Source organism: Micromonospora halophytica (genome assembly GCF_900090245.1).
Taxonomy (GTDB): Bacteria; Actinomycetota; Actinomycetes; order Mycobacteriales; family Micromonosporaceae; genus Micromonospora; species Micromonospora halophytica.
This window is the reverse complement of sequence record NZ_FMDN01000007.1, coordinates 220,114-237,893: the sequence shown is the minus strand read 5'-3', so window position 1 is coordinate 237,893 and position 17,780 is coordinate 220,114. Positions and strand designations below refer to the sequence as shown.

Annotated in this window: 16 protein-coding genes; 15 read left to right on the top strand and 1 reads right to left on the bottom strand. The window is 73.5% G+C overall.

Annotation, left to right across the window (positions count from 1 at the left end; all coding sequences use genetic code 11):
• Positions 1-71: 71 nt before the first annotated feature.
• From infB to GA0070560_RS13180, 15 genes are all read left to right on the top strand, one after another.
• Complete coding sequence (infB, locus tag GA0070560_RS13250) at positions 72-3,077, top strand: translation initiation factor IF-2 (RefSeq protein WP_091295656.1); 3,006 nt, start codon at positions 72-74, stop codon at positions 3,075-3,077.
• 88 nt (positions 3,078-3,165) lie between these two features.
• Positions 3,166-3,459: a DUF503 domain-containing protein gene (locus tag GA0070560_RS13245; RefSeq protein WP_091295652.1), complete on the top strand. Its 294-nt coding sequence runs from the start codon at positions 3,166-3,168 to the stop codon at positions 3,457-3,459.
• A 151-nt stretch (positions 3,460-3,610) separates the two neighbouring features.
• On the top strand, positions 3,611-4,093 hold the full coding sequence (gene rbfA / locus GA0070560_RS13240) for a 30S ribosome-binding factor RbfA (protein ID WP_091295651.1): 483 nt from the start codon (positions 3,611-3,613) through the stop codon (positions 4,091-4,093).
• A 23-nt stretch (positions 4,094-4,116) separates the two neighbouring features.
• Positions 4,117-5,148 (top strand): DHH family phosphoesterase, encoded by a 1,032-nt coding sequence (locus GA0070560_RS13235; protein WP_091295792.1) that lies wholly within the window; start codon positions 4,117-4,119, stop codon positions 5,146-5,148.
• 56 nt (positions 5,149-5,204) lie between these two features.
• A complete protein-coding gene (locus GA0070560_RS13230) occupies positions 5,205-5,612 on the top strand; it encodes a hypothetical protein (RefSeq protein WP_091295648.1) in 408 nt (135 codons plus the stop codon).
• The gene (locus GA0070560_RS13225) at positions 5,612-5,821 is read left to right on the top strand and encodes a DUF6186 family protein (RefSeq protein WP_170839387.1); all 210 of its coding nucleotides are present in this window, start codon (positions 5,612-5,614) and stop codon (positions 5,819-5,821) included. The genes GA0070560_RS13230 and GA0070560_RS13225 overlap by 1 nt, the downstream gene beginning before the upstream one ends.
• Before the next feature lie 698 nt (positions 5,822-6,519).
• Positions 6,520-7,032 (top strand): AAA family ATPase, encoded by a 513-nt coding sequence (locus GA0070560_RS13220; protein ID WP_245675497.1) that lies wholly within the window; start codon positions 6,520-6,522, stop codon positions 7,030-7,032.
• Between the two features lie 154 nt (positions 7,033-7,186).
• Positions 7,187-8,503: an MATE family efflux transporter gene (locus GA0070560_RS13215; protein WP_091295641.1), complete on the top strand. Its 1,317-nt coding sequence runs from the start codon at positions 7,187-7,189 to the stop codon at positions 8,501-8,503.
• Positions 8,504-8,692: 189 nt separating this feature from the next.
• Positions 8,693-9,577, top strand: coding sequence for a tRNA pseudouridine(55) synthase TruB (gene truB, locus GA0070560_RS13210; protein WP_091295637.1), 885 nt, complete (start codon positions 8,693-8,695; stop codon positions 9,575-9,577).
• Positions 9,578-9,626: 49 nt separating this feature from the next.
• Entirely contained in the window at positions 9,627-10,556 is a 930-nt protein-coding gene (locus GA0070560_RS13205) for a bifunctional riboflavin kinase/FAD synthetase (RefSeq protein WP_091295633.1), read from the top strand.
• Positions 10,557-10,751: 195 nt separating this feature from the next.
• The gene (gene rpsO / locus GA0070560_RS13200; RefSeq protein WP_043962418.1) at positions 10,752-11,021 is read left to right on the top strand and encodes a 30S ribosomal protein S15; all 270 of its coding nucleotides are present in this window, start codon (positions 10,752-10,754) and stop codon (positions 11,019-11,021) included.
• Positions 11,022-11,242: 221 nt separating this feature from the next.
• Complete coding sequence (locus GA0070560_RS13195) at positions 11,243-13,618, top strand: polyribonucleotide nucleotidyltransferase (protein ID WP_091295630.1); 2,376 nt, start codon at positions 11,243-11,245, stop codon at positions 13,616-13,618.
• A gap of 136 nt (positions 13,619-13,754) precedes the next feature.
• The gene (locus tag GA0070560_RS13190) at positions 13,755-15,125 is read left to right on the top strand and encodes a M16 family metallopeptidase (RefSeq protein WP_091295627.1); all 1,371 of its coding nucleotides are present in this window, start codon (positions 13,755-13,757) and stop codon (positions 15,123-15,125) included.
• A gap of 130 nt (positions 15,126-15,255) precedes the next feature.
• The gene (gene dapB, locus GA0070560_RS13185; RefSeq protein WP_091295624.1) at positions 15,256-16,029 is read left to right on the top strand and encodes a 4-hydroxy-tetrahydrodipicolinate reductase; all 774 of its coding nucleotides are present in this window, start codon (positions 15,256-15,258) and stop codon (positions 16,027-16,029) included.
• Between the two features lie 709 nt (positions 16,030-16,738).
• Positions 16,739-17,212 (top strand): GNAT family N-acetyltransferase, encoded by a 474-nt coding sequence (locus GA0070560_RS13180; protein WP_091295621.1) that lies wholly within the window; start codon positions 16,739-16,741, stop codon positions 17,210-17,212.
• 15 nt (positions 17,213-17,227) lie between these two features.
• Here the strand turns inward: GA0070560_RS13180 and GA0070560_RS13175 are convergent, their stop codons facing one another.
• A complete protein-coding gene (locus tag GA0070560_RS13175; RefSeq protein ID WP_091295619.1) occupies positions 17,228-17,608 on the bottom strand; it encodes a VOC family protein in 381 nt (126 codons plus the stop codon).
• Positions 17,609-17,780: the final 172 nt, after the last annotated feature.

The window sequence follows — 17,780 nt, the reverse complement described above, 5'->3', positions numbered from 1 at the left end:
TGACCAGGCTTCAAGTGCACGAGTGAGGTCGCTGCGGGTGCTGCCCGCACGACCTCGGAGTGAGGAGTGCAGTGGCAGGTAAGGCCCGCGTACACGAGCTGGCAAAAGAGCTCGGGGTCGAAAGCAAGACCGTTCTCGCCAAACTCAAGGAGATGGGCGAGTTCGTGAAGTCCGCGTCCAGCACCGTCGAGGCGCCCGTCGCCCGACGGCTGCGTGGCGCATTCGTCGCGTCCGCCGGCAACTCGGCGCCGTCCGCCCCGCCGGCGGCCGCCCCGAGCCCGACCCCGACCCCGACGCCGACCCCGGCCCCGGGCGCCCCCCGGGTCTCGGCCAAGCCGATGCCGCCCCGGCGGCCGGCCGCGCCGACCCCCGGGCCGAAGCCCAAGGGCCCCGTTCCCGGCCCGCCGCAGCCGGTGACCCCGGTCGCCAAGCCGGCGAGCGCACACGACATCGAGGTGGCGGCCGCCGAGGCGCGCGCCGCCGCGCTGAAGGCTGAGCAGGAGGCCGCGGTCAAGGCCGCCCAGGCCGCCCGCCAGCAGCAGCGCGAGAACGTCCGGCGTGAGCCCCCGACCGAGGGTGGCCCGCGTCCCGGCCCGCGTCCGGGTCCGGGCGCGATGCCGCCCCGCCCGGGTTCCCCGGCCGCCGGTCGGCCCGGCGCGCCTGCCCCGGGCCCGAACGCCCGTCCGGGTGGCCGTCCGCCTGCGCGCGGCGCCGGCAACAACCCGTTCGGCATCCAGGGTGGCCAGCAGCAGCAGCGGCCCCCGGCCGCCGGTGCCGGCGGCCCCCGTCCCAGCCCGGCGGGCATGCCGCCGCGGCCCAGCCCGGCCTCCATGCCGCCGCGGCCCAGCCCGGCCTCGATGCCGAGCCAGCGGCCCACCACGGGTCGCCCCGGCGGTCCCGGTGGCGGTCGTGGCGGTCCCGGTGGCGGCGCTGGTCGTCCCGGCGGCGGTGGCGGTGGCTTCCGCGGCGGTCCCGGTGGCGGCGGCGGTGGCGGTGGCTTCCGCGGCGGTCCCGGTGGCGGCGGCGGTGGCGGTGGCTACCGTGGCGGTCCCGGTGGCGGCGGCGGTGCTCCGGGCGGCGGCTTCCGTCCGGGCGGTCCGGCCGGTGGCGGTGGTCGTCCCGGTGGTGGCGGCCGTGGCCGTGGTGGCGGCGCCGCGGGTGCCTTCGGGCGTCCGGGTGGTCGGCCGACCCGTGGCCGCAAGTCCAAGAAGCAGCGCAGACAGGAGTTCGACAACCTGTCGGCTCCGACCATGAGCTCGGGTGCTCCCCGGGGTCAGGGTCAGGTCGTCCGGCTCTCCCGTGGCGCCTCGCTGTCGGACTTCGCCGACAAGATCAACGCCAACCCGGGTTCGCTGGTCCAGGAGATGTTCAACCTGGGCGAGATGGTCACCGCGACCCAGTCCTGCTCCGACGAAACCCTGCTGCTGCTGGGTGAGCACCTCGGCTTCGACGTGCAGATCGTCAGCCCGGAGGACGAGGACCGCGAGCTGCTCGCGCAGTTCAACATCGACCTCGACGCCGAGGTCGCGGAGGACCGCCTGGTCAGCCGTGCGCCGGTGGTGACCGTCATGGGTCACGTCGACCACGGTAAGACCAAGCTGCTCGACGCGATCCGCAAGGCGAACGTGGTGGCCGGCGAGGCGGGTGGCATCACCCAGCACATCGGCGCCTACCAGGTCCACGTGCCGCACGAGGGCGAGGACCGCGCGGTGACCTTCATCGACACCCCGGGTCACGAGGCGTTCACCGCCATGCGTGCCCGTGGTGCCCAGGTCACCGACATCGTGGTGCTGGTCGTCGCGGCGGACGACGGCGTGATGCCGCAGACCATCGAGGCGCTCAACCACGCCAAGGCGGCCGACGTGCCGATCGTGGTCGCGGTCAACAAGGTCGACAAGCCGGAGGCCAACCCGGACAAGGTCCGCCAGCAGCTGACCGAGTACGGCCTGGTCGCCGAGGAGTACGGCGGCGACACCATGTTCGTCAACGTGGCGGCGAAGCCGGGCATCGGCATCGACGACCTGCTCGAGGCGGTCCTGCTCACCGCCGACGCGTCGCTGGAGCTCACCGCTCCGATCGACGGGCCGGCGCAGGGTGTGGCGATCGAGGCGCACCTGGACAAGGGCCGTGGTGCGGTGGCGACGGTGCTGGTGCAGAAGGGCACCCTGCGGGCGGGCGACTCGATCGTCGCCGGTGGGGCGCACGGCCGGGTCCGGGCGATGCTCGACGAGAACGGCAACCAGGTCGCCGAGGCCGGTCCGGCCCGTCCGGTCCTGGTGCTCGGTCTGACCGCGGTGCCGGGTGCGGGTGACACCTTCCTGGCCGCCGCGGACGACCGCACGGTGCGCCAGATCGCCGAGCAGCGGCAGGCACGGCGGCGGGCGGCGTCCTTCGCCAACTCCCGCGGCCGGGCGACTCTCGAGACGCTCATGGAGCAGCTCAAGGAGGGCGAGAAGACCTCGCTCAACCTGGTGCTCAAGGGCGACGTCTCCGGTTCGGTGGAGGCCCTCGAGGACGCGCTGTTCAACCTCGACATCCCGGAGGAGGTCCAGCTCCGGATCATCCACCGGGGCGTGGGTGCGATCACCGAGAGCGACGTCATGCTCGCGAGCGCCTCGTCCGAGGCGGTCACGATCATCGGCTTCAACGTGCGGGCCGCCAACAAGGTCCGCGAGATCGCCGACCGCGAGGGCGTGGAGATCCGGTACTACACGGTCATCTACCAGGCCATCGAGGAGATCGACGCCGCGCTCAAGGGTCTGCTCAAGCCGGAGTACGAGGAGGTCGAGCTGGGCAGCGCGGAGATCCGCGACGTCTTCCGCTCGTCCAAGGTCGGCAACATCTCCGGTTGTATCGTCCGGTCCGGCATCATCCGCCGCAACGCCAAGGCGCGGCTGCTGCGGGACGGGTCGGTCGTGGCGGACAACCTCACGATCAGCTCCCTCAAGCGGTTCAAGGACGACGCGACGGAGGTCCGCGAGGGCTTCGAGTGTGGTCTGACGCTGGGCGGTTACAACAACGTCCAGGTCGGCGACATCATCGAGACCTTCGAGATGCGGGAGAAGCCGCGCGCCTGATCCGGTGCTGACACGGTGATCAAGGGGTTTACGCCGAACGGCGTAAACCCCTTGATCATGTCTGGGGGTGACCGTAATGTCCGGGGCGATGTTCACCGGAACCGCAGTCTTCGACCTGCTGCTGCCGGGCGACTCCCGGTCGCTCAAGGCCAAGAGATCATACGTACGGCCGATCGTGGCGGCGCTGCGCCGCTTCGAGGTGTCGGCCGCCGAGGTGGGAGCGCTCGACCTGCACGGTCGGGCCCAGATCGGGGTGGCCGTGGTGGCCGCCGAGGCGTCGCACGTCCGCGAGGTGCTGGACTCCTGCGAGCGCCTGGTGGCCGGCCGACCCGAGGCCGAGCTGCTGTCGGTGCGCCGCCGGCTGCACGGCGAGGACGAGTGACGCCACCGTCCCGCCGGTGGCCGTCGCCAGCGGCGGCGGCGCGCGACGGCAGCGGGCGCGCGGGTAGTGTTCGAGGTGTTGGGCGGTCGGTCCCGGCGGTGCCCCGCGCCGTCGTGCCGGCCGGGAGCAGGATGCCCTGGAGGTGGGGGAGATGACGGATCCGGCCAAGGTACGCCGGCACGCGGAGCGCATCCGTGAACTGGTCGCGTCGGTGGTGCGGAGCCAGATCAAGGACCCCCGGCTCGGGATGATCACCATCACCGACGCCCGGATCACCGCCGACCTGCGGGACGCCACGGTCTTCTACACCGTGCTCGGTGACGCGGCCGCCCAGGCCAGCACCGCCGCCGCGCTGGAGAGCGCCAAGGGCATGCTGCGCAGCACCGTCGGCAAGGCGCTCGGGCTGCGGCACTCGCCGACCCTGACCTTCGTCCTCGACGACGTGCAGGACCAGGTCAAGCACATCGACGACCTGCTCGCCCAGGCCCGCCACGCCGACGCCGAGGTGCAGCGGCTGGCCGCCAACGCCCGGTACGCCGGTGAGGCCCAGCCGTACCGGGTCGACGAGGACTCCGACGAGGGCGACCTCGACTCCGACGACGAGGACACCCCGCCCGCCTCGGACCGGCGGTGACCGCCCCGGGCGCGGCCGGCGGCCTGCTCTCCGGGTCGGCGTCCACCGGCCCGACCGAGGACGACTGGGCCGCCGCGGTCGCGGCGGTACGCCGGCTGCCGGCCGACGCCCGGGTACTGCTGATCTGTCACGTCAACCCCGACGGCGACGCGCTGGGCAGCATGCTCGGCTTCGGGCTCGGGCTGCGCCGGTCGGGCGTACGACGGCTCCAGGCAACCTTTCCCGGCCCGCCGGAGGTGCCCGAGCCGTTCCGCTGGCTGCCCGGGCTCGACCTGCTGGTGCCGGCGGTCGAGGCGTACCCCGATCCTGACCTGGTGGTGTGCTTCGACGCCGCGAGCGAGTCCCGGCTGGGTGAGCTGGTGGACCGGCTCGACACCGCCGGCGAGGCGCTGGTGCTGGACCACCACGCCTCGAACACCGGGTTCGGGCGCATCCACCTGGTGGACCCGCGGGCCGCGGCCACCTCGGTCGTCGCCGAGGAACTGCTGGCCCGGCTCGACGTGCCGCTGGACGCGGACACCGCCACGTGTCTCTACGTCGCGCTGACCACCGACACCGGGTCGTTCCGCTTCGAGGCGACCACGCCCGCCGTGCACCAGCTCGCCGCCCGGCTGCTCGCCACCGGCATCCGCCCGGGCGACATCTCCCGCCGGGTCTTCGACACCCGGCCGTTCGGCGCGGTGCGGCTCTTCGGCGAGGTGCTGGGTCGGGCCCGTCTGGACCGCGCGGCCGCCGCCGGGCGCGGGCTGGTCTGGACGTACGCGACCCTGGACGATCTGGCCCGGCACGAGCAGCAGCCGTACGTGCTGGAGTCCCTGATCGATTCCGTCCGGTGCACCGCCGAGGCCGACGTGGCCTGTGTGCTCAAGCAGGTCGGGGTCGACGAGTGGGCGGTCTCCATGCGGAGCAAGGGCGCGGTCGACGTCAGCCGGGTGGCGATCGCGCTGGGCGGTGGCGGTCACCGGTTCGCCGCCGGGTTCACCGGGCGTGGTGGCGCCCAGGAGGTGCTCGGCCGGATCCGGGCCGAGCTGGACGGCGCGCTGACCGGTTCGTGATCTCCCGCGGGGGTGTCGGCCTTTCCGTGCCGGGTGGGCGCGGGCAGAATCGGAGGATGGAGCAGCCTCGCGACCTCACCGTCGAGGCGCCGCGCGCCTGGGACCGTCCGGTCGTCACCGTGCCGGTGCTGGCCTGCCTCTCCCTGGTCGGTGGGCAGCTGCCCTCCTTCTCGGCGCAGGCCAACCTCTGGACCCTGGGCACCGGTGGCGCCCTGATCTGGCTGGGGCTCGGCAACCGGGTGCCCCGGCGTCCCGCCCCGGTCCGGCTCGGTCGGGGCGCCGTCTGGTGGGTGCTGCCGGTGGCCGTCTTCGGTGTCCTGGAGGGCGCGACGTTCGCGCTGTCGGCCGGCGACGAGTTCCCCACCTTCTCCCGGCTGGCCGATCCGTTCCTGGAGGACGAGCTGGTGCGCTCCGCCGCCTGGTTCGGCTGGCTGGCCGCCTTCTGGGGCCTGGTGCGGCGATGATGCGGGCGATCGCCATCGCGGGTTTCCTGACCGCGCTGCTGCTCCTGGCCGTGCTGGAGTGGCTGGCCCGCCGTCCGGGTTCGCGGGTGCCGTCGCTCGCCGAGGTCTGCGCCTACGTGATGCGGTACGAGGTCGGGCCGGTGCCGGTGGGGCGGATCGGGGTCTTCGGTTTCTGGTGGTGGCTGGGCTGGCACTTCCTGGCCCGGTGACCGCCCCACCGACCGTTCCTGCCTGACCGCCCCCTGCTGACCGTCCCGGCCCACGACCGGTGCCCGGGGGCCCATCGCGTTCCTGCGACGTCGCGTGCCGCTGGCGCGCGCGGACTTCGCGACGTCCGGCTGATACCGATCACGCCGCAGGTCATCCCCGGTGTCCAGATGACGGGAAGAGTGGGCAGCATGTGGAAAGTGAACGTTAATTTGGGAGCGGGCCGGCGTTTCGGCGCTGGTCATGGGGGTGGGGCCACACCCGGCGCTGCCTCCCCCCAGGGTCGATCGACCCGGGCTCACGCTGCCAGGTGAGCCGCTCCGGTGACCCCGGACCGCTACCCGGCGCTCAGCAGGACCGCCCGTAGGGCCGTCGCGTGATGGTCCGCACCCTGGAAGGGACACTCCCATGGCCGGCAAGCCCAAGACCGAGACCACCGACGAGGCGCGCGAGCAGATGCGGCGCGCCCTGCAGACCTCGATGGACACCCGTCAGTGACCCAGGCCGACCGGCGGTGACGCCGCCGACGTCCGCGTCGACGACGTCACCGCCCTTCGCCCGGCCCACCCTGTTTCGGCCCACCTTCGTCCGGCAGCCTTCGCCCGGCCCGGCAGGCCGTCCTGACCGCACCTGCTCCGGCGTGCCCGGCCGGGCGCCTCGGCGCCACATACCAGGACTGTCCGGGCAGTAGGGTCGGGCGGTGCGCAGGATCCTGATCGTCGGCAACTCCGGAGCCGGCAAGAGCACGCTCGCGCGGGTGGTCGCCCGCCGGCTCGGCCTTCCGCTGATCCACCTCGACCGGCACTACTGGCGTCCCGGCTGGATCGCCCCCGCCCCCGCGGAATTCCGGACCGAGGTGGCCGCGTTGGCCGCCCGGCAACACTGGGTGATGGACGGCAACTACGCCGGCACCCTCGACCTCCGACTGCCCCGCGCCGACCTGCTCGTCCTGGTCGACCCGCCCTGGCCGCTCTGCCTCGCCCGGGTCATCCGTCGCCGCTGGGATCCCCGCGCCGCCGACCGCCCCGACCTCCCGGACGGCTGCCCCGAACGGCTCGACCTGGACTTCCTCCGATACGTCCCGCGTTACCCCCGGCGGTCCCGCCCACGGGTCCTCGCGGCGGTCGCCGCGCACGCCCCGGCGCTGCCGGTGGTGCGACTGGGCAGTCGGCGGCAGGCCGACCGCTGGTGCGAATCCCTTCCCGTGGCCTGAACTTGGCCCCACCCGTCGGGCGCCGGTGCCGCACTCCCTGCGGTGCCGACTGGTACGGCGGCGCGAGGATGGGGCGCAGGTCGTCCGCCATCAGCCGAATGTAAGCCCAACTGGGCGTTGTGTGCCTTACCGGGGTGTGCCAGGATCGGCGGCGATGAGCCAGTCCGCCACCGCGACGGCGCCCCCGCGCCGAATCGCCGCCCTCGCCCTGCCCGCCCTGGTCGTGCTCGCCGCCGAACCGCTCTACGTGCTTGTCGACACGGCCGTGGTCGGGCACCTCGGCCGGATGCCGCTCGCCGCGCTCGCGGTCGGCGGCACCGTCATGACACTGACCGCGTGGCTCGGCACCGTGCTGGCGTACGGGATCACCGGCCGGGCGGCCCGGCGCTTCGGCTCCGGCGACCGGGCGGCGGCGGTGGCCGAGGGCGTCCAGGCGTCCTGGCTCGCCCTCGCGGTCGGCGTGCTGGTGGCGCTCGGCATGCAGGTCGGCGGCGGGGCGTTGGCGCGTACCCTCGCCGGTGGTGGGGGCGACGTGGCCGGCGCGGCCGCGCAGTGGCTGCGGATCGCGGCGCTCGGCGCCCCCGGCCTGCTGGTCGCCGCCGCCGGCAACGGCTGGCTGCGCGGCATTCAGGACACCCGCCGCCCCCTGCTCTTCGTGCTCGCGCCGAACCTGCTCTCCGCGCTGCTCTGCCCGGTGCTGGTCTACCCGGCCGGGCTCGGCCTGGTCGGCTCGGCGGTGGCCAACGCGATCGCCCAGACCATCTCCGGCGGCCTCTTCGCCGCGGCGCTGGTACGCGAGCGGGTGTCGCTGCGACCCCGGCCCCGACTGATCCGCCAGCAGTTGGTGCTCAGCCGCGACCTGCTGGTCCGGGGCCTCGCGTTCCAGGCGAGCTTCCTCTCCGCCACCGCGGTCGCGGCCCGGTTCGGTGCCGCCGCCGTCGGCGCCCACCAGATCGCCCTGCAACTCTGGTTCTTCACCGCCCTGATCCTCGACGCGCTCGCCATCGCCGCCCAGGCGCTGATCGGCGCCGCGCTCGGCGCCGGCGACGCCGCCGGGGCGCGGGCCCTCGCGCGTCGCTTCACGCTGCTCGGCGGCGTCTGCGGGGTCGGCTTCGCGGTGCTGATCGCCGCGGGCGCCGGCGTCGTGCCGTCCTGGTTCAGCTCCGACCCGCAGGTGCAGGAGCAGGCGACGGTCGCCTGGCCCTGGTTCGTGGCGATGCAGCCCCTCGCGGGAGTGGTGTTCGCCCTCGACGGTGTGCTGATCGGCGCGGGGGACGTGCGCTACCTGCGCAACCTGACCATCGTGGCCGCGCTCGGCGGCTTCCTGCCGGCGATCTGGCTCGCCTACGGGCTGGACCTCGGGCTCGGCGGCATCTGGGCCGGGCTCACCCTGTTCGTCGTGCTCCGGCTGGCCGCCCTGCTGCTGCGGCTGCGCACCGGCGGATGGGTGGTGGTCGGCGCGGTCCGCTGAGAACCCGGGCCCAGGCGGTGCCGGCGACGCGGCAGCCGCCCGCGCCACCGTGCCCTCACGTCGACCCGGGCGCGGTGCTCGGGGGAAGGCGGGTTGGGCACGCGGGCTCCTGGGGGGCGAGGAGGGGCACGCCGCATTGTGCCCGTGCGGTGGTGGCCGGCGTGACCCCGTCTGGCAGGCTTGGCGGTCGTGAGCACTGACGGTCTGATCGTGGTGGACAAGCCCGGCGGCATGACGTCGCACGACGTGGTGGCGCGGATCCGCCGGTTGGCGAAGACCCGGCGGGTGGGGCACGGCGGCACCCTCGACCCGATGGCCACCGGCGTGTTGGTGATCGGGGTGGGCCGCGCGACGCGGCTGCTCACGTACGTCATCGGCGCCGGCAAGAGCTACACGGCGACGGTCCGGCTCGGGCAGGCCACGGTCACCGACGACGCCGAGGGTGACGTGATCGCCACGACCCCGGCCGGGCAGCTCACCGACGAGGCGGTCGGTCAGGCGTTCGCCGCGCTGCGCGGCGAGATCGACCAGGTGCCGAGCGCGGTCAGCGCCATCAAGGTCAACGGTCAGCGGGCGTACAAGCGGGTGCGCGAGGGGGAGAGCGTCGAACTGCCCGCCCGCCGGATCACCATCTCCCGCCTCGACGTCCTCGCCGTCCGCCGGGACACCCCGGACGTGGTGGACGTCGACATCGACGTGACCTGCTCGTCCGGGACGTACATCCGGGCCCTCGCCCGCGACGCCGGTCTGGCGCTCGGGGTGGGCGGGCACCTCACCGCGCTGCGCCGCACCGCGGTCGGGAACTTCACCCTCACCGAGGCCGCCACCCTGAACGAGCTGGAACAGCGCGCGCCCGACGTGGTCAACCTGCCGCTCGACGCCGCCGCCGACCGGTACTTCCCGCGCCGGGACGCCAACGCCGACGAGGCGAAGGTGCTCTCCCACGGCGGGCCCCTCGACGCGACCGGCGTCGCCGGACCGTACGCCGTGTTCGGACCCGACGGCGGCGTGATCGCTATCGTCAGCGAGCGGGACGGCCGGGCCCGCGCGGAGATCGTGCTCGCCCCGGCCTGACAGCCACGGGTGGTCGCCGGCCGGTCGTCGGCCGGCGGGGAGGAGAGACATGCAGCGGTGGCGGGGGTACGACGCGGCGCCCGGTGGGTGGGGGCGCTCGGTCGTCACCATCGGCGTCTTCGACGGCGTGCACAAGGGGCACCAGGCGACCATCGGGCACGCCGTGACCCGGGCCCGGGAGCTGGGCGTACGGTCGGTGGTGGTCACCTTCGACCCGCACCCCGCCGAGGTGGTGCGCCCCGGCTCGCACCCCGCGGTGCTGACCGAGCCCGCCCGCAAGGCCGAGCTGATCGAGGCGCTCGGCGTCGACGCGCTCTGCGTGGTGCCGTTCACCCCGGAGTTCTCCCGGCTGCCCGCCGAGGCGTTCGTGCACGACATCCTGGTCGAGCACCTGCACGCCACGCTGGTCGTGGTCGGGGACAACTTCCGCTTCGGGCACCGGGCGGCCGGTGACGTGGCCCTGCTGGAGCGGCTGGGCCGCGCCTTCGGCTTCGCCGTGGAGGGGGCGCCGCTGGTCGCCGAGGCGGGCACCGTCTTCTCCTCGACGTACATCCGCGCCTGCGTCGCGGCGGGCGACGTGGCCGCGGCGGCCGCCGCCCTCGGCCGCCCGCACCGGGTCGAGGGTGTGGTGGTCCGCGGCGACCAGCGTGGACGTGAGCTGGGTTACCCCACCGCCAACCTGCTGACCCACCGGTACACGGCGGTCCCCGCCGACGGCGTGTACGCCGCCCGGCTGATCCGCCGGGGCCACCCGGAGCCGCTGGCGGCGGCCGTGTCGGTCGGCACCAACCCGACGTTCTCCGGCCGGGAGCGCCGGGTCGAGGCGTACGCGCTGGACTTCTCCGGCGACCTGTACGGCGAGCGGCTCGCCCTGGACTTCGTCGCCCACCTGCGCGAACAGCGGAAGTACGACGCGATCGAGCCGTTGCTGGCCCAGATCGCCGAGGACGTCGAGCGGACCCGCCGGGTGCTCGGTTGAGCACGCTCCCACGGCCGCGTCGCCGCCCTTGACCGGGTGCTCGCGCCGTGGGCTGGTAGTCTGGCGGGGACGTCGGCTGACCGACGTGGGGCCTCGCGTGCCTGCACGACGCCGCGGGTGCGAGGAACCGGTCCGTCTCCCGGTCCCTGACCGGTCCGACGGACATCATCGAACAACCCACGAAACAGGGAGAACATGGCGCTCGACCAGGAAGCCAAGGCCAAGATCCGCGCGGAGTACGCGACCGCCGAGGGCGACACCGGTTCGCCGGAGGTGCAGGTCGCGGTCCTCACCAAGCGGATCGCCGAGCTCACCGAGCACCTGAAGGTGCACAAGCACGACCACCACAGCCGCCGTGGGCTGCTGCTGCTGGTCGGCCGTCGCCGTCGGCTGCTCAACTACGTCCAGAAGAAGGACATCAACCGCTACCGGTCGCTCATCGAGCGGCTCGGCCTGCGCCGATGACGTGACGGGGGAGTGGCCTGCGGTCGCTCCCCCGTCCCGGTATTACAGAAGGAAAAGGGCCGCGCGACCACCCGACAGGGAGCCGGTCAGCGTACCGGTCTCCGGTAGTGGCCTCCGGGCACCCCGGCATCACGCCGGCCACCCGGGCGCTTCGATCGAAGACCGGCCGTCTGAGCAGCTCCGGTGTCGTGGGCCCACGACGCGAAGGAGCACCACAGCACATGACCGAGACCAACCTCGGCACCGAATCCCGCACCGCCGTGATCGACAACGGGTCCTTCGGCACCCGTGAGATCACGTTCTCCACCGGCCGCCTGGCCCGTCAGGCCGCCGGCTCCGTCATCGCCCAGCTCGGCGAGACGGTCGTCCTCTCCGCCACCACCGCCGGTAAGCACCCGAAGGAGCAGTTCGACTTCTTCCCGCTGACCGTCGACGTCGAGGAGCGGATGTACGCAGCGGGCCGCATCCCCGGCTCGTTCTTCCGCCGTGAGGGTCGTCCCAGCGAGGACGCCATCCTCACCTGCCGGCTGATCGACCGGCCGCTGCGCCCGTCGTTCGTCAAGGGCCTGCGCAACGAGGTCCAGGTCGTCGAGACCGTCCTCGCGCTCGACCCGCAGCACCCGTACGACGTCGTGGCGATCAACGCCGCGTCGATGTCGACCAAGCTCTCCGGCCTGCCGTTCTCCGGCCCGATCGGGGCGACCCGGGTGGCGCACATCGACGGCCAGTGGGTCGCCTTCCCGACCCTGGAGGAGCTGGCCCGGGCCACCTTCGACATGGTCGTGGCCGGCCGCGCGCTGCCGGACGGCGACGTCGCGATCATGATGGTCGAGGCCGAGGCGACGCCGAACGCCGTGGCCCTGATCGCCGGTGGCGCGACCGCGCCGACCGAGGAGATCGTGGCCAGCGGCCTGGAGGCCGCCAAGCCGGCGATCCGTGAGCTGTGCCGCGCGCAGAGCGAGCTGGCCGAGGTCGCCGCCAAGCCGGTCACCGAGTTCCCGGTCTTCCTGGACTACCAGGACGACGTCTACGACGCCGTCGCCGAGCTGGCCCGCGCCGACGTCGCCGAGGCCCTCAAGATCGCCGGCAAGGCGGACCGTGAGGAGGCCCTGGACCGGGTCAAGGCCCGGGTGCAGGAGGAGCTGAACCCGCGCTTCGAGGGCCGCGAGAAGGAGGTCAGTGCCGCATTCCGCTCGCTGACCAAGTCCGAGGTCCGCAACCGGGTGCTGCGCGAGCAGGTCCGCATCGACGGTCGCGGCCCGCGCGACATCCGGCCGCTGACCGCCGAGGTCGGCGTGCTGCCCCGGGTGCACGGCTCGGCGCTGTTCGAGCGCGGCGAGACCCAGATCCTGGGCGTCACCACGCTGAACATGCTGCGCATGGAGCAGTCGCTGGACACCCTCTCCCCGGAGAAGTCCAAGCGCTACATGCACAACTACAACTTCCCGCCGTACTCGACCGGTGAGACCGGCCGGGTCGGCTCGCCGAAGCGGCGCGAGATCGGGCACGGCGCGCTCGCCGAGCGGGCGCTGATCCCGGTGCTGCCGGCGCGCGAGGAGTTCCCGTACGCCATCCGGCAGGTCTCCGAGGCGCTCGGCTCGAACGGCTCGACCTCGATGGGTTCGGTCTGCGCCTCCACCCTGGCGCTGCTCTCCGCCGGTGTGCCGCTCAAGGCCCCGGTGGCCGGCATCGCCATGGGCCTCATCTCCGACGAGGTGGACGGCAAGACCCAGTACGTGACGCTGACCGACATCCTCGGTGCCGAGGACGCGTTCGGTGACATGGACTTCAAGGTCGCCGGCACGCCGGAGTTCGTCACCGCGCTCCAGCTCGACACCAAGCTCGACGGCATCCCGTCGGACGTGCTGGCCGCCGCGCTCCAGCAGGCCAACGAGGCCCGGCAGACCATCCTCGGCGTGATGCAGTCGGCGATCGAGGGCCCGGCCACGATGTCGGACCACGCGCCGCGGGTCACCACCGTCAAGATCCCGGTCGACAAGATCGGCATGGTGATCGGCCCGAAGGGGCAGACCATCAACGCCATCCAGGACGAGACCGGCGCCGAGATCTCCATCGAGGACGACGGCACGATCTACGTCGGCGCCACCAACGGCCCGTCGGCCCAGGCGGCCGTGGACCGGATCAACGGGATCGCGAACCCGACGCTGCCCAAGGCCGGCGAGCGGTTCCTCGGCACGGTGGTCAAGACCGCCGCGTTCGGCGCGTTCATCTCGCTGCTGCCGGGCCGCGACGGTCTGCTGCACATCTCCAAGGTGGGCGACGGCAAGCGGGTGGAGAGGGTCGAGGACTTCCTCAACGTCGGCGACAAGGTTGAGGTGGAGATCGCCGACATCGACGCCCGCGGCAAGATCTACCTGGACAAGGTCCGCCCGGAGGGTGCCGAGGCGCCGGCCGCCGGCGAGGCCGCCGGTGGCGAGCGTCCGGCCGGCCGCGGCGGCGACCGGGGCCCGCGCGATCGTGGCGACCGCGGCGGCGACCGGGGCGGTCGTGCCCCGGAGCGTGGCGAGCGCAGCCAGGGCGGCGAGGGTGGCGAGGGCGGCGAGCAGCGCCCGCGTCGCCGGACCCGGCACAGCTGATCGGTGACCGGCCGGGCGACGCCGACGGCGTCGCCCGGCCGGTCCGTGACACCGCACCACCCACCCCTCGTCGAAGTGAGAGCAGGTCTTTGTGAGTCGGGCCCGGCGTTCGTCTTTCCCTGCGGCTCGACGGGAGGTGGGGTCGTCCGGCACCGTCCGGCACGCCGCAGAGGCACAGCCTCCGCGTACCGGCGCGCCGGCCCGGGCGGTCACCCGCACGTTGAGTGACGACCCGCTCGGCGGCACGGTGCGCCGTACCGTGCTGCCCAGCGGGTTGCGCGTGCTGACCGAGGCGATCCCGGCGATGCGCAGCGTCTCGTTCGGCATCTGGGTGGCGGTTGGTTCCCGGGACGAGACCGGCCCGCAGGCCGGAGCGGCCCACTTCCTGGAGCACCTGCTCTTCAAGGGCACGAACAAGCGCAGCGCGTTGGAGATCTCCTCCGAGATCGAGGCGGTGGGCGGCGAGACCAACGCCTTCACCACCAAGGAGTACACCTGCTACTACGCCCGCGTGCTGGACGAGGACCTGCCGCTGGCCATCGACGTCATGTGCGACCTGGTCGCCGACTCGGTGCTGGAAGCCGCCGACGTGGAGACCGAGCGCGGCGTCATCCTCGAAGAGATCGCCATGCACGACGACGAGCCCGGCGACGAGGTGCACGACCTCTTCGCCCGCGCCGTCTACGGCGACCACCCCCTCGGCCGGCTGATCTCCGGCACCGAGGAGACGGTCACCCCGATGACCCGGCGGCAGATCCAGGGCTACTACCGCAGCCGTTACACCGCCCCGCAGATCGTCGTCGCCGCCGCCGGCAACCTCGACCACGCCGCCGTGGTCAAGCTGGTCCGCCAGGCCCTGCGTGGCACCCCGCTGGACACCGACCCGGCGACGCCGGCCGCGCACCGCCCGGCCAGCCCGGCGGTACGCACGAAGCCGGCCACCACCCTGGTCGAGCCGAAGGAGACCGAGCAGGCGCACGTCATCCTCGGCTGCCCCGGCATCGACCGCACCGACGACCGGCGCTTCGCCCTCGGGGTGCTCAACAACGTCCTCGGTGGCGGCATGTCGAGCCGGCTGTTCCAGGAGATCCGTGAGCAGCGCGGCCTGGCGTACTCGGTCTACTCCTACGCCAGCCAGTACGCCGACAGCGGCCTGTTCGCCGTCTACGCCGGCTGTGCGCCGGGCAAGGTGGACGAGGTGCTGAACCTGACCCGCGCGGAACTGGCCCGGGTGGCCGCCGACGGGATCACCGAGGCGGAGCTGGCCCGGGGCAAGGGGATGAGCAAGGGCTCGTTCGTGCTCGGGCTGGAGGACACCGGCTCCCGGATGAGCCGGCTGGCCAAGGGCGAGCTGCTCTACGGCGACCTGATGCCGGTGGACGAGCTGCTCACCCGGGTCGACGCCGTCAGCCTCGACGACGTCAACACCCTCGCCGCCGAGCTGCTCAGCCGGCCGATGTCCCTCGCGGTGGTCGGCCCGTTCGGCGAGCGGGACTTCTCCGCCTGACCCGGTCCCTCCCGGTCCGGCCCGCCTGCCGCCGTGGCTCTCCGGACCGCGGCGGTGGGGTGGGATCGGTCGGTGGGACGGTGGGCGGCCCGGCGGATGATGGCGTCCCGATTGGGATAGGTTGTGCCCCGTGACTGACGAGCAGGAGAAGGGCCTGGACGCGCCGATCCGGGTCGGCGTGCTGGGTGCCCGGGGCCGGATGGGCGTCGAGGTGTGCAAGGCGGTCGACGCGGCCGGGGACATGGACCTGGTGGCGATGGTCGACCAGGGCGACTGGTTGTTCAACGCCTCCGACGCCGGCGCCGAGGTGGTCGTCGACTTCACCACGCCGGACGTCGTCATGGACAACCTGCACTGGTGCATCGACCAGGGCATCAGCGCGGTGGTCGGGACGACCGGCTTCACCGAGCAGCGGCTCGAGCGGGTGCGCGGCTGGCTGGAGCGCAAGCCCGGCGTCGGAGTGGTGATCGCCCCCAACTTCGGCATCGGCGCGGTGCTGATGATGCAGTTCGCGGCGAAGGCCGCCCGGCACTTCGAGAGCGTCGAGATCATCGAGCAGCACCATCCCCGCAAGCTGGACGCCCCCAGCGGCACCGCCACCCACACGGCCCGCCGCATCGCCGCCGCGCGCGCCGCCGCCGGTCTCGGGCCCGTCCCGGACGCCACCTCCGCCGAGGTGCCGGGCGCGCGGGGAGCCGACATCGACGGGGTACGCGTGCACGCCGTCCGCGCCACCGGCCTGGTCGCCCACCAGGAGGTCCTCTTCGGCACCACCGGCGAGACGTTGACCATCCGGCACGACTCGTTCGACCGGGCCTCGTTCATGCCCGGCGTGCTGCTGGCCGTGCGCGCGGTGCGGCACCGTCCGGGCCTCACCATCGGCATCGACGAGCTGCTGGACTGAGCCGCCCGAGGCGCCGCTCGCGTGGGTCGGGCTGTGTGGGCCTGGCTGTTCGCGTGGGCCGGGCTGCGTGGGCCGGGCTGTTCGCGTGGGCCGGGCTGCGTGGGCCGGGCTGTTCGCCCGGCCGGGGCTGCTCCCGCCGTCGTCGCTCCCCCCTGCGGGCTGTCGCGGTCGCCGGGAGGCGGTGGCCGATGGCTGGCTGTGCGCTACCGACCTGATCGCAAGGATGGATCGGTCGGCGAAGGCATGGTCCCGGGTGCTGATCCATTGATGCGATCAGGTCGGTAGCGTCCGGTTCGCATGCCGGCCGCTGACGCGGTTCGCATCACAGATGCGGCCGCTGACGCGGTTCGCGCACCGGCCGCTGACGCGGTGGCAACTCTCGACGGCCTTGCGCCGGACCGGGCGACCGACGGAGCAGATCGCGCTGCTGTCGGTCGGGGCAGCACGTACGTGGTGGCCGACCTGGTCGGCACGCCCCTTCACCCCGGCACGGCGAGCGCTGCCGGTTGGGGCGGTGCCTGCGACGGTGACGTCCGCCGGCACGACGACCGCTCGCGGCCGACGCAGCCAGCGCCGGCCATGGGTGCGGGCCGGTACTCGGCGTCGTCAGCGCGGGTCGGCGCAGCCGGTGTCGACGGCCGGTACGGCCGGTGGCGCGGGCGGCGGAAAGTGGTCGCCGCGCGACGAGGCCGGGCCTAGGCTCGTCTCCATGATCGATTCTGGGCTGCGCGACCGGGCGGGCCGACACGTCACACTGCGGCCGGTCGACGACGACAACTGGCGGGCCGTCGCCGACGTCGCCCCCCGCGACGACCAGCGGGCCCACGTGCCCGCCCTGGCAGCCCGCTACCTGGTGCTGACCATGCGCTCCGACGTCTGGACCTCGCTCGCGGTGTACGCCGACGAGACGGTGGTCGGCCACGTCATGTGGGGAGTGGACGACGACGGGTCGCGCTGGATCGGCGGCATGGTGATCGACGCGACCGAGCAGGACCGGGGGATCGGCCGGGCGGCCGTGCGTACTCTCGCCGACTGGCTCGCGGCGCAGGACGGCGGCCACCCGGTCCGGCTGTCGTACCACCCGGACAACGCCCCGGCCGCCGCCCTCTACCGCTCGATCGGCTTCACCCCGACCGGCACCGTGGAGGACGACGAGGTGGTCGCCGAACTCCGCCGCGGCTGAGCCGCAGCCCTCGGGTCAGCCCTGGGCGAGCACCGACAGGACGTTGCCGGCCGGGTCGGTGAACCAGGCGATGTCCGGGCCGTTGCCGCGCATGATCCCCTTCTCGTCCTGCGGCATCCCCTCGTAGCGCGTGAACCGCACCCCCCGCGCGGTCAGCTCGTCGACGGCCCGGTCGACGTCCTCGACCGGGAAGTTGAGCACCGTGTACGTCGCCGGCACATGGTCGGCCTTCGGATAGACCAGCACCGGCCGGTCCCCGGCGAGGTGCAGGGTCAGCAGCCCGCCCATCGCGTCGTCCCGCGACACCCGCAGGCCGAGCGTCTCGGCGTAGAACCGCTGCGCCTGGTCGGTGTCGTCCACCGAGAATCCGCTGAACGCCTTCGTGTCCCTGAACATCGCCACTCCTCACGTCGTACGTGGTCGGACAAGGTCGGTGCGAGACGGCCCCGCTCGGTTGCGGCGCACCGGCCCGCTCCGCGCCGGCCCCACGAGGCCTACCGGGGTGGACGACGCGGGAAGCCCGAAATCATCGGCGCGAACCCGGCGAGGTGCCCGGTGGCCGGCGCGG